Raw genomic sequence first — 13,420 nt, 5'->3', positions numbered from 1 at the left:
CGTGAGGGCCCTTAGGGTTACTGCTGTGGATCAGGCGATTTCGCCGCCATCGTTGAGGCGTTGCGCCTCGGTTTCGGCTTCTTCCTTGGTGCCGATGAACGCGCCCACCATTTGGCCGGCGGCGTCCTTGACCACAAACTTGCCGGCGGCACTGCGGGCTGCAACGTAGCCGGTGAAGGTCTCGGTGCCATGCTCCGGCAACTCGCTACCCTCGACCATCCATGAGCCGAGGTGCTTCTTGCTTTGGATGGTAAAGGTCTCACCAACCTCTTTGATGCAGCCGCCGTAGTAACCGCGCTCTTTCGCTGTAACTTCCATGACGCCCCCTTACAGGATCTTGAAGCCGCTGGCGTACTTGGTGTTGTCCTGTACGTCTTTGACCAAGCCAGCCCAGAAGCGGCCAGCGGTGAGTGGGCCGGTACCGACCACGTAGTTCACGCGCAGGTAGCGACGAACGCCACGCGGAACGGCGACCTGCACCGGGCGGGTACCAGCGGTGAGGCTGGCCAGGTCCAGCGCACCGGAGTCGAACAGCGTCACCCAGGTGGCGTTGTCGTCGCTGGTCTGCAACTGGATGTTGGTGGTGGCGGCGCCGGCGGCAGCGGCAGCGATCAGGGTGGCTACCACCAGGTAAATCGGCTCGCCGGCGCCGATATCGCGGCGAGTGTTGCCGTGGGTCAGCGGGCCCAGGTCAAGTACATCGGTCGATGCCGCCGAAGCGGTAACGTCCTGAGCGGCGCTGAACGTGTTCAGTTTGTCGGTGATCATGTTTCGGTCTCCAATGAGCCAGGGGACCAGCAGTCTTAGACTACTGGCGCCTCGGTGTTGAGAAGGGCATCGACGGTACGGAAAGGCACGCCGCGCAAGCTGGTGCGGAATTCGCCATCGTATTCGTCGATCTTGAGCTGGACGTTTTTCTTGTTCATCGCCTGGATGTCCAGAGCCTCACGGATCGTCCGGTTCATGTAGAACGCAGAGCGGCCCATTTTCAGGTTCGGGATGCGGTGAACGGCGCGGATCATGGCTTCGATGATCTTCACGCTGGTGCCATCGGTATCAGCCAGCAGGTCGGAGACATCGATGTTGCAAATCCGCACCGCATAGCGCCAATCACGCAACGCAACGCCGGTGTTCCACTTGTAGTGGTCGCGGTAGGCGCGGAATTTCTTACCGGTGCCATCGTCCACCAGCTCAATACCCATGTCGTGGTGGTCCAGACCGGCTTTCGACCCCTTCGGATAAATGCCGTGCACGGTGTTATCGCCCCACACCACCAGCCAGATAGAGGCGTTATCAGATCCAGAGCCGCCCATCTTGATGATGTTCTGGCCGTTCTTGGCTGTGCTGTCGCTATAGCGCGGCGACAGGCCCAGGAACTGCGACGGAGCCAAGGCATCGTTGCTGTAGAACACGCCTTCGGCCATGGTTTGGTTCATGCCTTCCAGGAAAGCACGGTTCTCGGAGAGGCGGAACGCTGCGGTGTTGCCGTTGAGGTCTGCCAGGGCTTCGTCGACGATACCCAGCGCTTCCAGCATGGCGCAGGTTTCATCTACCTGGGCCGAGGTGGCTTTCTCGCTGGGAATGCCGGAGTTGAGTGCACGCCAGGCGCCTTTCGGCAGGCCAGTACGTACCGTGGTGCGATGACCGGTTGGCAAGTTGCCTTCCAGAAACAGCATGTCGGTGAGGACTTCGTTGGTCTGATCCAGCATCTCGACGATGCGGGCCTGCTTCTGATCCGGGTCTTGCTCTTTAGCCCAGTCAGCAAGGGTCTTTGCAGTGTTACCAATAGTGGCCATTACGTTGTTACTCCGTTGTTTAGGACTTTGCTGGGCCGTAGAACACTTCCGCGTCCGACTTACGACCGGTTGATGACTGGCTGCCAGGCAAGACAAACTTGTCTTCCGAGATAGCCGAGCTGATGCGGTGGCAGAACTTGAACAGCGCCGGGTTGTTTCCAAGCCCGGTGGACCTCAACAACTCGGTCAATGCCGGGTCGCCAAAGGACTGGATGACCTTGATTGCGCTCTCCACGCTCTTCTCGTAGTTCGCGCCGCCAAGCACTGGATCGTTTCGCACTTCGGCTGCCCAGTCCTGACCCTGCTTGATGACTGCGGCCTGGTATGCCTCGGCCTGCTTGGTAGCCAATTGGGCCTGGAAGTCGATTAACTGCTGCGCCTTTGCTTGCGGAATGTTCAGTTCCTTGGCCAGCCCTTTAAACTCGCCCAGGACGTCCGCGTCCATCTCCATGCCTTCGGGCAGGTTGAAGTCCTCATAGGCTTCTGGGGCGCCGGTGAGCTTGGCGTCGGCTTCGGTCTTGGCCTTTGCCGCATCAGCTTCTTGCTGGGTTTGTTCCGGGGTCTTGGCGTCGGCGGCTGGTGGTGCATCAGTCGCGGATGGCGTTAATACCGACCCTTCGGCGGCTGGTGCTGGAGTGTCAGCCGCAGGAGCCGGCACATCAGCGCCACCGCCCTGGCCGCCATCGGCTGGAACCTCATTCATCAGCACACGGCCCAGCAGTTTCATCATCAAAGCGTTCATTCATCAGTCTCCTGATCGTTCGAAGGTTCGGTTGGCTTGGGCGCGTTCTCGGCTGCCATAACCCCGTATTGCTCAGGGCACAGCCTGGTAATGCGCCCCAAAAGAAGAAGGCCAGCATTGCGCTGGCCTTCGTTGAATTCTGTCTGCCCTGGCAGATGGTTGAACGATGTTCTAAACAACCCGTAGTCGCCGAGCGTTGCCCACATGAAGCGGCGCCCGCGGGCATCGCCCATCAGCCAGCGAAAGTCGGCTTCGCGCTGCTCGACGGCTACTTGCTTCTCCAGGTCCTGCCGGGATTGCTGCTCATCACCGCCCATCACATCATCCCCGTGAGCTGAGTCAGGGCGTTGTTGCCGCCGGTGTCGGCCTGGCTCAGCACCTTGACGCCTTCAATGGCGCTGCCCAGTTGCTGTTGCATTTCCGCCTGCTGCTGGGCCTGGGCGCGCTGCTCGCGGATGGCCTGCACGGCGTCGTCAGAGCGGATGAGCGCTGGCGGCACGGCGGTGACCTTGAAGTACTCGCGCAACGCGTTGTCGGTATCCAGCAGGTCCAGGGACGATGGGTCTTGCTTGATGTTGGCCACGGTTCCGGCGAACCCGATAGCGCGCTCAATGGCTGATCCTTCGACGGCGCGCTGGGCCTGGGCCAGAATGCTGGTGTACTCAATGCGCAGATCAAGGCCGCCCATTTCCTTGGGTGGCGGTGGCAACAGCGGGTTACCCGGCAATAGGCCCATCCAGCGGGGGATCGACTGCTCAACCATCAGGTGGAACACCTGGTCAACGCATGGGTCCAGCAGGTCATCATTCTGGCGCTCAAGCACAGGGCCGAGCATCAGCATCTTCTCTTCCTTGCGGGTGGCGATTTCGTAAGCCGTCCGAACTGTGTCCATCTGGCTGATCATCAGGAACAGATCGACGAAGAAAGCGGTGTCGGCAATCTGCTCTTCTGCGGCAATCTCTCCGCGCAACTGGCCGAGCCAGGCCGGGTTCACGTCCCACAGCGGCGCGAACTTGGCGCCCTGCTGCATGTCGTCCAGGTAGGTGATGCTGCCCGGCAGGATTGAGGCTTTCTGCACTTGTAGGCTGGCCGGCGCACCCATCGGCGGGCGCACACCCTTCTCTACCAGTTCAGCCTTACGGCGCTCCATCAGCTGCAGGGCGCGGGTTGAGCCTATGCACTGCGAGCCTGGGCCCGTGCCATACACATCCTCGCCCAGCACGTCCCAGCGCGGCGCCATCACCGGGAACTCTTGGAACCCCGACTGGCGTAACAGCTTGTCGTTGTCGCCGCCCTTCTCCCAGTACACGGACTGGTAGGCCATGTTCGTGTTGTCCTTGCGGCCATGCTCGCGGCTCTCGTTGGGCTGGGTGGCGTGGCAGACCTCAATCCAGGCTTCGGAGTTGGTGCTAAGCAATTGTTGCGTGGTGCCGCTCAAGGCCGCTTTACCGAACTGCTGTTCCATCTGGCGGGCAGTCATCTTGAACTCGCGGTACAGCGTGTCGACCTGCTGGCGGTCGCTGTTGGCGATCATGTAGCTACCCACGGTGAACGGGTAGAAGCGCACGGTATCGCGCTCATCCGGCAATGCAGCCATGGCGGCGGTGCCAAATACGCCCTCTTCGCCGTAGATGGTGGGCAGGACGTTGTAGAGGTTGGAGCGCGCCATAACTTCGCGCATGGCCTTCTCTACCGCGTAGAGCCATTCCTTTACCGGGCCGTACTGCATCAGGCCAGGATCAGGCGTACCGAGCTTGAACCATGGGGATGCGGGACTGGTCATGCCGCTATGCATACCGGCTGCCAGGGTGCGGGCGGCGAAGGTGGCACGCGGGTTGATGATCTTCTTGTCGCGGCGCTGCCCCTTGTTCACGTCAGAGGTGTTGAACCGGCCAGCCCTGGGCAGAATGTAATCACTCAGGTCGCGCCACTCGGGCAGCCAGTTGCTGTCGCGCTCGGACTTGAGCCGCGCCAGGCGCTTGTCCAGCTGTGAACGCAGGGAGTCGACCAACTTACACCCCCAACAGCGTTTTCTGGCTGGTGTTGGCACCGCCAAGCACGCCAGACGAGCCGGTCAGGATGGTGCCGTTCTGGCCGGATTGGGCCAGGCGGCGCTTGCGTTCAGCCTCTACAGCGGCCTGCACTGAGTCGCTGGAGGTGGTCGGTGCAGCACCAGGGGACGTTGAGCCCGCCGCTTCGGCTGCTGCCTTTGCCGCTGCCTTCTCGCGTTCGGCTTTATTGAACATGCCGGTGTTCTCGCCAAACATGTTCGGCAGGCCCATCCCTTCAAGGATGACGTCACCGCCGCGCAGTGGATCGAGGGCAACCACCTTGTTAACCAGTTTCTTAATGCTCTTTCCGCACATGTCAGTTGCTCGCGTATGGGTCATAGTCGGATTGGTAGTTGCCACCAGGTGGCGTACCAAGTTTCCAGCGCGGCCTTGCGAGCCTGCGCATCATGTAGGCGTAACGGGTGGCAGAGAGGATGTCGTCGTTCAACTTGACGATCTTCCCGTTCTCGTCGCGGTGATAACTCATCTTTTCGTCGAAGAAGTCAGTCAGGTGCGAGAACACCTTGAAGCGGCCGGTGGTCATGCGCTCGTAGAGTTCAACAAGTCCAATCTCAACGCCTACCCCACCGTCAGGCCACGTTGCGTGCTGCGACAGCATTTGCCAGCCCGCGTCGACATAGGCTTTCTTCTGCTGCTCGCCCGACGACTTCTCAGACTGCAAACCGTCAGATGGCCAGGCTGTTGGTATGTGCTGCGCCCATGACTTGACGGTGCCCCACACGGTCGAGGGCGTGACGCGTGACTTCTTCCAGGCATGAGCCAGATAGATAACGTCCGAGTCCATATCAATCCAGAGTTGGACGTGGGCCTGCGGGTGATCCCACCCGAAGTCCATGCCGTTGATAATCCAGAAGTGCGGCGGGCACGGGAACGACTGGCATTTGATCGTTTCGTCGCCGAAGTCGAATATCAAACCGGTGCCCAGCAATGGCATCCCCTTGGAACGCATGTCGCGCTGCCACTCGGGGTACATGCCCAACAACTTGCGCTGCGTGTCAGCGGTCAAGTGAGGTGCATCGGCCCAGGTGGCGCGCTGGATGTATTGGCCCTCGGCTGGGCAGTCCATGAACTGGATAACCAGTTCGGTGCGCCCGTTCTCAGGGGTGAACGTCAAAATGCCGCGACCGCCTCGGCCACCGTCACCAGTCGCGGTACGGGTCAGCACTTGCGGGTAGATCGCTTTGTCGCGGGGCTCTTCGTCGATGTGGTACCAGTCGACGCTGTCGCCCATGATTGCGTGCTGGCCCTGGCTGTAGGACCAGAACTGCACCGTGGATTGACTGCCGGACTTGTGCCGGACGGTGATCTGCCGCATGGCGCCGGATGTGCCGGTAGCGGACAGATGCGCAATGATTCGGTCAGCGGGGATTAACCCACCAGTCCACTTGCCCCCCTCCAGCGTGCCGAACAAAGGCGTTTGGAGCAGGTCACGGGTTTTCTCCATCGAGAACCCCAGCAGCCAGCACATCGGCGCATGGTCGAATGCGTGGCCTTCCCAGTCCTCGGGGTAATCGCCCAGCAGGTGCATCGCATCGATGGTCAACCCGGTGCGTGTCTTGCCCACCCGGTTTGCCGCCATCAACATGCATGACGTGTGGTCGGCCGTGGCCTTTACGAACTTGCGCTGCCACTCATAGAGCGTTTCGAACTGGAGCAAGTGACGCCTCTGTGCATCCCGGCGCGCCTTTTCCTCAAGCAACGCCAATAGCTCAAGCTTGTCAGCCCTGGCCTGCGAGCTTGGCGATTCTGCGATCAAGTTCTTCTTCCGTCAGTTGGCTGCGGTCATCGCCTTGCTTCTCGGCGCCCACGTCATAAGCCTGGCGCTCCAGGGCGATCAGGTTCTTCAACGTTTCGGCCAGTTCCTTCATGGTCTTGGTGCGGGCGGGCAGATCAATGACCTTCATGTACAAGTCGTTGCGCTTGTCCTGGCCCTTGTCGTCCTCATCACGCAGCAACTCTCCCAACCGTTCGAACAGGTCGCGGTTGTCGGTCAGCCCTTCCAGTTCATCCAGCAACTTGTTGGCCAGGCGACGAGAGCGACCAATGTCAGTCCGGTGGCCAATGCGAATGTTTGCAATGGCCTGGGCATTGGCTTCAACAATCCCGCGCTCGGTTGCCAGTGCTTGCGTGGAAACCTCTTTGGAAACCTCAGCTTTGGAAACCAGCGAATCAGCCTTGGCCTGGATCTTCGCTTTTAGGTCTCTATCCCAGCTACCAGCCTTGGCCCGCTTATTGATCGCGGTATGGGACACACCACACGTTGCAGCGATTTCACGTACTGAAAGCAGGCCGGCACGGTAGAGCTGTTCAATACGCTCCCAGTCGGTTGGCTGCTTATCAGTCATTGCCCACCTACCAGCGCAGGCTTATCGGTGGATGGATCACCTTCCACGACTGGCGCAGTCACAACAGGGACAACCTTGAGCCAACCGAATGAACCGAAGATGGCTACAACTGCGCCGCCCTCACCAATAAGGCGCAGATCGTCGCCCTGCACGAACGTTGAAGCCATTACTTCATGCACTTCGCCTGCGGACTTGACGTGGTACTTAATCATTGGGTGCTTCCCTTCTGGCAGATGTTGGTGATGTAGTCCTGGGCGGCGCGCAGCGCTATCAGTCCTTCGTCACCGTCGTTGGCGATGGCGACAATTCTTGCTCCAGTCGCTGGGTCAAGTTCGGCTCGCGCTTCTGCATCATCCAGGCTGGTGGCGGTGGCGGCGGTTCGCACTGCGGGACAGGTGGCCTTGACGGACAACCGGCGAGCGCCAGTAGCGACAGCAGCACGAAGCTGGTTATTAGTGGTCTGCGCATCAGTCAGGGCCTTTGTGTGTTCGGTGTCGAGCTGGGCCAGTAGGCGCTGGGTGTTGCGCCGTGACGCTGCAGCACGCTCAAGGGTGTCAATGCGGTCCTTCGCAACGGCCATGTCCTTGGCCTGTCCCTGGATGTGGCTCCATCCGCCATAGATCACCAACAAGCACACAGCGAGTGCGGCGATCACGTAGCGGGCCATGGCGGGATTCCTTATTCAGTCGGCGAACAGGAATGCAGCGATCGCTGATAGAGCTTCTGCTTGAGCTCGTACCCCATAAGCGGCCAGACCTTGGCGACAGCGTTGTCGCGGGCAATCTTGCGGCCCACTTCGGCGTCGAAGTTCTCCGGACTGGCGCAAGCGCTCTCGCCGGTGACCGTGAAGCCATTGCGCAGCACCAGGACACAGATGGTCAGCAGTTGCAGCGAACCCAGCGTCCAACCCTCACCCGCCGGCAGGTGCACAGCGCCAGCAGTCTGAACGCCGTCTGCGGCGGTGAAGTAGTGTTCGTGCGCGATATTGGCCTGCAGGTCGGCGGGAGTGACACGCGGTGCGGTCAAGCCTTTGGCCTGGATTTCCTGTTCGATTGCTTGGTCGTTCACGGTGATTGCCTCGGGGGTTGGGGGATTCATTGCGCGGCCATGCACTTGGCGTGGCGCTCAAGCTGGCGAGTCCAGACGCCGGCGCAGCGCTTGTTGCCCGGTGTCGAGCAGTCGAAACCAGCGGCGTAGCGGTACTTGAGCAGGTCGCGGCAAGCCTGGGCGTAGTTTCCGGCCAGCAGGTCACGGCGCGGCGAACCCTTGAGCCAGGTGCCAATGCCGTACTGGCCCACGAAGTCCATGTAGATATCGAATTCAGCCTGGTGCAGCTTCACGCCCGGGAGCGATGCGGCGAACTGCTTTTCCGCCTGGCTGTTCAGGTTGCGGGCCAACACTTCGGCGCGGGCCGGGGTGATGGTGTCGCCCATGCGCACTGGTTGGCCGTCTTCGTAGCGTGTCGAGCCATGGCCGATGGTGGGCAAGTCGCCCTTGGTGGGGATCACAGCGACCTGGGTGTAGCCCTCGCTTGCCTGCCAGGTGGCGAAGCCGGCGGCACTCAGGCTCAGCGCCGCGACGGCGATGCGCTGGCGAATGACGGGACTCATGCCCGCGCCCGCTCTTTCAGGGCTTCCAGGCGCGCAGCGCTTTCGATGGACTCGCGGCGATCCTTGCGGACCTGGAAGAACAGATTGATCAGCAAGCCCACCACCGCGACTGCCACACCGGCAATACCGATCCAGTTGACTTGCGACAGCCAGCCAACCATGCCAGCAGCACCGCCAACCAACATGCCCTTATTGGCCACTGACGCACCCACCACCTCTACGATGCTCTCGGGCGTCGGGTTGGCCATGTTTCTACTCCTGTCCGGGGCTGCCATATGGGCCTCCAGAAACGAAAAAGCCCCAGCAAATGCCAGGGCTCAGGGATGAATTACGAACACAAAAAAGCCCGGCTCAGTGGCCAGGCTTGGTTCAAAGCGGTAAAACCGCAATCTGGCGCTAATGTGCCATTACTGTGTTAACACGTCAATGATTTACCCATTTCGATTTCGGCGGCAGTTCGGACGATAACGCGCCGCACGGCGTCTGCGGGATCACCTAACACCAACTGCTCAACGACGTACAGCTCGCCGTCACTACCGAAGTAATCAATCTGCACACAATGATCCCCGTCGAAAGCAACGTCCAAGCTGAGCGCCACCATCAGGCGGAATGCATCGCCGTCGTCATCAAGAGGATTCCACGGGGTAGCAGGACCTCGATCAACACCAACCCCTGTTATAAGCCATGGCGACGCGCCATCTGGTACATCCCAGTCAAGCTCAAGGCCAGCGGCCTTTGCCGACAGCTCCAGCAGTTCCTGGTCATTCATGCCAGTATGCTCCCACGAATAAGCGGGGCTGTTTGGATAAGTGGAGCGTTCATAACGGAAACAAGTCGCGCAGCGAACATCTTCTGATCCAGCTCGAACTGGGCCATTTGCTTTTTGAATTTTGCATCCTGCAAGAGCAAGTCCTGAAAGCGTTTCTGATTTTCGATGTAATCGTTCATGCCGCCATCCTCATATCCAAACACGCCTGGACGTAGTTATTCCCGGCAATGATCATTTCGCGCACCTTCAATCGGGTCAAGCCCAACCCATTGCCTACGGCCTGCATGGTCATGCCGGTGCAGTAGTAAAACCGCAAGCAATCTGCTGTGGTTGGGTAGCGCTTCCACAACGTTGCAACCGCCCTGTCTATCATCAGCGCCTCATCATCGCTTATCGCAGCCGGCAGATTCTTGGTGATTTGCTCTACGTTGTCGCGCATCAGGGCATACAACGGGGAAATACCATAACCAGGGACGCCGGCACCCTGCCACACCCACCGGCCCCACTGGGTTAGAAGCTCTTCGGCGTCGTAATTCATGCTTCATCCCCTTTGAGCTGTTTCAATCGGGCTTTGTAATCGGCCCGGATGGCCTTCAAATCGTCGATGGTGTAGCGCTGTGGTTTGTGCGGGCCTTCCAGCCAGTCAACTTTGTCCTGGCCGATACGCAGCACTAGGCTTAGGCGGTAATTCACGATGTCGCCCGACTTGTGCTGATTGCACGGGACGCACTGTTTGTGGCAATTGAGCGGTTCGAACCGGAGCGCGGGATTGCTGCCCACCGTGCGGTAATGCCCGGCGTCGTACTTGCCTTCATGGTGTCGGCCACAACTGATGCATGGCTGGCTGGCGTCCCTGGCGCGCACCCAGGCGTTAAACGCGGCCTGGGCCTCACGCATGTACTGCCCTTTCGGTTTAATGCGCTCCTTGGACGCTCGCAGCTCCTTGCGGCCAAGCTCGGCAAGGGCCTTTCGAGCGGTTGCCTGCCCCTTCTCCGACTTGCTGTGAGCAATGGCGCACTCAATCTCCCCACACACGGCTTGCGTATCGCGGGTGCGCACGAACATCACCCGGCAGCACGGGCAGCGCTTGCGGCGGGGGCCGCCGGACTTAAGCGGGGTTTTGCGTTGTAATGGCGTGCGCTTCATGCGTAGCTCCCGATCTGATCGGCAGCACTCAATGCCGCCGCTTCTGATTCAAAGTGGGCGGACAGGACCAGGCGCCAGCAGGCGTTGAACACGTCGCGGTAAAGGGGTTCGAAGGCTGTATCGTCCATGGATGCCCAACTGATCGACTTGGCCTCCTTGCGCACGCCGTCGGGAGTGCGCACCAGGTGGAAGTGACCGGCCTCAATCGTCACCCACTCACGGAACGCCTCGCGGGACTTGTCCACGGCAGGAAACCGCTCAGCGCGTTCGGCCTCCAACTGGGCGATGTATGCAGCAACGGCGTCCGATAGCTGGCCAGGCTTGCCGCTGGCGGCTTCAAAGAACTTGGCAAGCCCAAGAATGCCGCGCATTTCCTGACGCGGCACCAGGCCGCCAACCGGCTCCCAGTATTCCCACGCCAGATCCAGCATCGAGAAGAACTTGCCGTGGAACTTGGCATTGCGCATACGGGTAAATTTGCCGTGGACTACCTGGCCAAGCTTCCATTTTTGGGTTACCTCCCGGTCGGCCTCGGTGGCCGGCACCAGGCCCTGGGCGGTACGGATCAATGCGAGCTCAGCCATGTGTCGCTCCCTGTGATTGCAGTTGTTCAACCTGGCGCATCAGCTCGGCGCGGCGTTCGGCAAACTGCTGCTCGGCCTCTTCGCGGATCTGCTGCTTGCGGTCTGCGTTGGCCTTGCGCACTGCCAACATGGATTTCTTGACGCCCTGTAGCCTTTCGCTAACGTCTGGCGATGGCCGTGTAACGGTTCCGGTGATCAGTCCAGCCAGGGCGCGGCCGTCTTCGGTGACAGGGGCAATGCGCAGGTCTGCCAGGTACTTCTGGCCGTGTTCGTGGGGGATGCGCTGCATCTGCACCGCCTTCTCGATGGCGATTGCGCGGCGGTTGGCGTCGTAGCCAATGGAAACGTGCCAGTTGACTGGCTTTGCGGCCTCGCGGGCGTGGAGTACAAACCGCTCGTAGGCGTTGATGAACGTCATCCGGGCGCCGATCTTGTCGCCAGACTCCAGCACAGGCCGGGCAGCGGTCAGGGCCAACTGGATTTCATCGGTCATCACCACAGTTTCGAATTCGTCGTTGGCCATGACGGCGATTGCCCAGGCCTCATCTTTTCCAGGCCGCCCGTCTTTGAGCTGAATTCGTGCCTGGATGTCGGCCATAACCAGCTTGCCCCTAACCTCATTCCGGCAAGCCTTGAGCGCGCCCTTCACCGCATCCACGGGGTATGCACAAAGATCTTCGGCCATAAGCGCCGCGGTGCTTGGGTTCATGTCCTGGCCCATAGCTTCGGCAGTAGCGCAAATGGCTGCGGCCAGACCGGCGACTTGGACGTCATTCATTTCAGAGGTACTCATTGCGCTCTCCCGACTGGCGACGTTCCAGAACCATCTGGGCGGCCTGTTCCGCTGCGGACAAGTTGGCTTCGGTGCGCTCCATTTGGCGCGCAGTGGTGGAATTCATCTTCCTGCCGGTCATCCACTGGGTGTGGTACGCGCCGGCTTTGGCGATTAGGGTTTTCAGACTGTGGTAGTCGTTGATCAAGCGAGCGTCGTTGATCGTCAGGTAATACGCGGCCACGCTGTGGGCAACGTCGGCGCCCAGCAGGTCCACCAGCTTGCCGAGCATTCCGCCGGCTGCTGCGTTCCATACCGGCCAGCACTGGTAACGCTTGCGGTAAGCCATGGCGTAGTTCGCCCAGGCCTTGAAGGTTTTGCAGGTCTGGTCTTTCGGGCCTGGCATGTCGGCGGGAATCTCGACACGGGGGCCGCTGGCATGCTCCACCACCAGCACCAGCGTGCCGGGTTGGTTCGGCTTGTCCGAGCCTTCCGGCAAATCCTGATTACTGGTTACCTGATTGGTACCCTGATTACTGGTAACCTGATTTGTCGGAGATTTTTCCGACCCTCTTCGGATATTTTTCCGACCCTGCTCGGATTTTTTTCCGACCTTGATCGGATTTTTTTCCGACCTTCCTCGGAGATTTTTCCGACCCTCTGCCTTGTCTAAGGTCGGATATTTTTCCGACCCGTCGAGCTTCCTATTCCACTCTTTCGCCTTCACCGTCAGGCGTATCAGGGTGATATTGGAAGTGCTGGAAAGATCGATCAAACCCGCATCACGTAAGGCAATCAGAAGGCGATAGGCCGTGTCAGGCTTGTCAGTCAGTAGCGGCAATTCCTCGACGATCTTGGCTTTGCTCAGGGCGAAGAACTCCCCGCCGTCCGTCTTGACCTTGTTGGCCCAGCTCGGGCACTCGTAGACAAACGCGAACAGCAGCGCCTGTTGAGCGTTCAACCCCCACTCCAGCGCCTTGGCCTGATTGATCGTCACGGTGTACTGCATGGTCAGTCCCACCCGAGCGGGCCGGGCCGCTTGTGTTCGGCCTGCAACCCAAGCTCAGCCAGGGTGCGCAGCGCGTCGATGTACTTGGCTGGATGGCACTGGGCCTCAGATGGAACAAGCTGCAAGTCCATAACGACCAGGGCTTTGCAGAAGCGCTCAATGAGCCCCTCTTTCTTCCAGTTCGTAATTGCGGACTCACTCAACTCCACTGAAGTGGCGACGTTCTTTTGGCCAACCGACATAAGTCGGGTCAAGAAAAGGGCTTCGAACTCGCGTGCCCTTGAGTCTTGCTCTTGGCTTAATGGGCTCGTTGACATGGCTACGCCGCCTCAGAAGCGCCTGTGAAGCGCTCCGGGTAGAGGATGTGGATTTCAGTGATCTCCCCATCGAAAACCTGGCTCAACTTCTCGGCCAAGGTGGTGGAAGCGCGCTGTACGCCGCGTTCTACGCGGGACAGATTGCCGGAGTCGATGGAGTCGCCGAGCTGGGCAAGACGTGCCGCTACATCGGCGAGCGTCCATTTCCTGGCGGTTCGTGCACGTTTTAAAGGAGTCATGGCGATGCCCTGAATTGAT

The 13,420-nt window shown here is 60.0% G+C and carries 23 protein-coding genes; all 23 read right to left on the bottom strand.

The annotated features are described in order from the left end of the window. Positions 1 to 30 precede the first annotated feature (30 nt). A complete protein-coding gene (locus tag BMH52_RS16115) occupies positions 31 to 318 on the bottom strand; it encodes a hypothetical protein (protein WP_073844333.1) in 288 nt (95 codons plus the stop codon). A 9-nt stretch (positions 319 to 327) separates the two neighbouring features. After that, a complete protein-coding gene (locus BMH52_RS16110) occupies positions 328 to 768 on the bottom strand; it encodes a Bbp16 family capsid cement protein (RefSeq protein WP_073844331.1) in 441 nt (146 codons plus the stop codon). A gap of 35 nt (positions 769 to 803) precedes the next feature. Beyond that, positions 804 to 1,796 carry a major capsid protein gene (locus tag BMH52_RS16105; protein ID WP_073844329.1) on the bottom strand — a complete coding sequence of 331 codons (993 nt, stop codon included), beginning with the start codon at positions 1,794 to 1,796 and terminating at the stop codon, positions 804 to 806. Positions 1,797 to 1,815: 19 nt separating this feature from the next. Next, entirely contained in the window at positions 1,816 to 2,538 is a 723-nt protein-coding gene (locus BMH52_RS16100) for a hypothetical protein (protein ID WP_073844327.1), read from the bottom strand. After that, the gene (locus tag BMH52_RS16095; protein WP_073844325.1) at positions 2,535 to 2,855 is read right to left on the bottom strand and encodes a hypothetical protein; all 321 of its coding nucleotides are present in this window, start codon (positions 2,853 to 2,855) and stop codon (positions 2,535 to 2,537) included. Before BMH52_RS16095 ends, BMH52_RS16100 begins: the two co-directional genes overlap by 4 nt. Then, entirely contained in the window at positions 2,855 to 4,549 is a 1,695-nt protein-coding gene (locus tag BMH52_RS16090) for a portal protein (protein ID WP_073844323.1), read from the bottom strand. Before BMH52_RS16090 ends, BMH52_RS16095 begins: the two co-directional genes overlap by 1 nt. 1 nt (position 4,550) lies before the next feature. Continuing rightward, on the bottom strand, positions 4,551 to 4,868 hold the full coding sequence (locus BMH52_RS16085; RefSeq protein WP_143192530.1) for a hypothetical protein: 318 nt from the start codon (positions 4,866 to 4,868) through the stop codon (positions 4,551 to 4,553). Positions 4,869 to 4,905: 37 nt separating this feature from the next. Next, positions 4,906 to 6,366, bottom strand: a complete 1,461-nt coding sequence (locus BMH52_RS16080; RefSeq protein WP_256575800.1) for a terminase large subunit domain-containing protein — start codon at positions 6,364 to 6,366, stop codon at positions 4,906 to 4,908. Next, positions 6,329 to 6,955, bottom strand: a complete 627-nt coding sequence (locus BMH52_RS16075; protein WP_073844319.1) for a hypothetical protein — start codon at positions 6,953 to 6,955, stop codon at positions 6,329 to 6,331. The genes BMH52_RS16080 and BMH52_RS16075 overlap by 38 nt, the downstream gene beginning before the upstream one ends. Then, on the bottom strand, positions 6,952 to 7,167 hold the full coding sequence (locus BMH52_RS16070; protein WP_073844317.1) for a hypothetical protein: 216 nt from the start codon (positions 7,165 to 7,167) through the stop codon (positions 6,952 to 6,954). Before BMH52_RS16070 ends, BMH52_RS16075 begins: the two co-directional genes overlap by 4 nt. Beyond that, positions 7,164 to 7,622, bottom strand: a complete 459-nt coding sequence (locus BMH52_RS16065; RefSeq protein WP_073844315.1) for a lysis system i-spanin subunit Rz — start codon at positions 7,620 to 7,622, stop codon at positions 7,164 to 7,166. The genes BMH52_RS16070 and BMH52_RS16065 overlap by 4 nt, the downstream gene beginning before the upstream one ends. 11 nt (positions 7,623 to 7,633) lie before the next feature. Beyond that, a complete protein-coding gene (locus tag BMH52_RS16060) occupies positions 7,634 to 8,023 on the bottom strand; it encodes a Gp49 family protein (RefSeq protein WP_177345094.1) in 390 nt (129 codons plus the stop codon). A 26-nt stretch (positions 8,024 to 8,049) separates the two neighbouring features. Further along, positions 8,050 to 8,565, bottom strand: coding sequence for a glycoside hydrolase family protein (locus BMH52_RS16055; protein ID WP_073844311.1), 516 nt, complete (start codon positions 8,563 to 8,565; stop codon positions 8,050 to 8,052). Continuing rightward, positions 8,562 to 8,813, bottom strand: a complete 252-nt coding sequence (locus BMH52_RS16050) for a holin (RefSeq protein WP_060772912.1) — start codon at positions 8,811 to 8,813, stop codon at positions 8,562 to 8,564. Before BMH52_RS16050 ends, BMH52_RS16055 begins: the two co-directional genes overlap by 4 nt. Before the next feature lie 167 nt (positions 8,814 to 8,980). Further along, a complete protein-coding gene (locus BMH52_RS16045) occupies positions 8,981 to 9,334 on the bottom strand; it encodes a hypothetical protein (protein WP_073844309.1) in 354 nt (117 codons plus the stop codon). Further along, on the bottom strand, positions 9,331 to 9,513 hold the full coding sequence (locus BMH52_RS16040) for a hypothetical protein (protein WP_073844307.1): 183 nt from the start codon (positions 9,511 to 9,513) through the stop codon (positions 9,331 to 9,333). The genes BMH52_RS16045 and BMH52_RS16040 overlap by 4 nt, the downstream gene beginning before the upstream one ends. Then, the gene (locus BMH52_RS16035; RefSeq protein WP_073844305.1) at positions 9,510 to 9,872 is read right to left on the bottom strand and encodes an antiterminator Q family protein; all 363 of its coding nucleotides are present in this window, start codon (positions 9,870 to 9,872) and stop codon (positions 9,510 to 9,512) included. Before BMH52_RS16035 ends, BMH52_RS16040 begins: the two co-directional genes overlap by 4 nt. Further along, positions 9,869 to 10,480, bottom strand: a complete 612-nt coding sequence (locus BMH52_RS16030) for a recombination protein NinG (protein ID WP_073844303.1) — start codon at positions 10,478 to 10,480, stop codon at positions 9,869 to 9,871. The genes BMH52_RS16035 and BMH52_RS16030 overlap by 4 nt, the downstream gene beginning before the upstream one ends. After that, complete coding sequence (locus tag BMH52_RS16025; protein ID WP_073844301.1) at positions 10,477 to 11,064, bottom strand: DUF1367 family protein; 588 nt, start codon at positions 11,062 to 11,064, stop codon at positions 10,477 to 10,479. Before BMH52_RS16025 ends, BMH52_RS16030 begins: the two co-directional genes overlap by 4 nt. Then, positions 11,057 to 11,857, bottom strand: a complete 801-nt coding sequence (locus BMH52_RS16020; protein ID WP_073844299.1) for a hypothetical protein — start codon at positions 11,855 to 11,857, stop codon at positions 11,057 to 11,059. The genes BMH52_RS16025 and BMH52_RS16020 overlap by 8 nt, the downstream gene beginning before the upstream one ends. Continuing rightward, positions 11,844 to 12,845, bottom strand: coding sequence for a phage replication protein (locus BMH52_RS16015; protein WP_073844297.1), 1,002 nt, complete (start codon positions 12,843 to 12,845; stop codon positions 11,844 to 11,846). The genes BMH52_RS16020 and BMH52_RS16015 overlap by 14 nt, the downstream gene beginning before the upstream one ends. Positions 12,846 to 12,847: 2 nt before the next feature. Then, entirely contained in the window at positions 12,848 to 13,087 is a 240-nt protein-coding gene (locus BMH52_RS16010) for a transcriptional regulator (RefSeq protein WP_256575798.1), read from the bottom strand. A 77-nt stretch (positions 13,088 to 13,164) separates the two neighbouring features. Next, positions 13,165 to 13,401: a helix-turn-helix transcriptional regulator gene (locus BMH52_RS16005; RefSeq protein ID WP_073844292.1), complete on the bottom strand. Its 237-nt coding sequence runs from the start codon at positions 13,399 to 13,401 to the stop codon at positions 13,165 to 13,167. Positions 13,402 to 13,420 lie beyond the last annotated feature (19 nt).

The organism is Pseudomonas sp. BTN1, from assembly GCF_001907715.1.
Lineage (GTDB): Bacteria > Pseudomonadota > Gammaproteobacteria > Pseudomonadales > Pseudomonadaceae > Aquipseudomonas > Aquipseudomonas paracarnis.
Note: the sequence above shows the minus strand (reverse complement) of the source record. Positions and strands in the feature narration are given on the sequence as shown.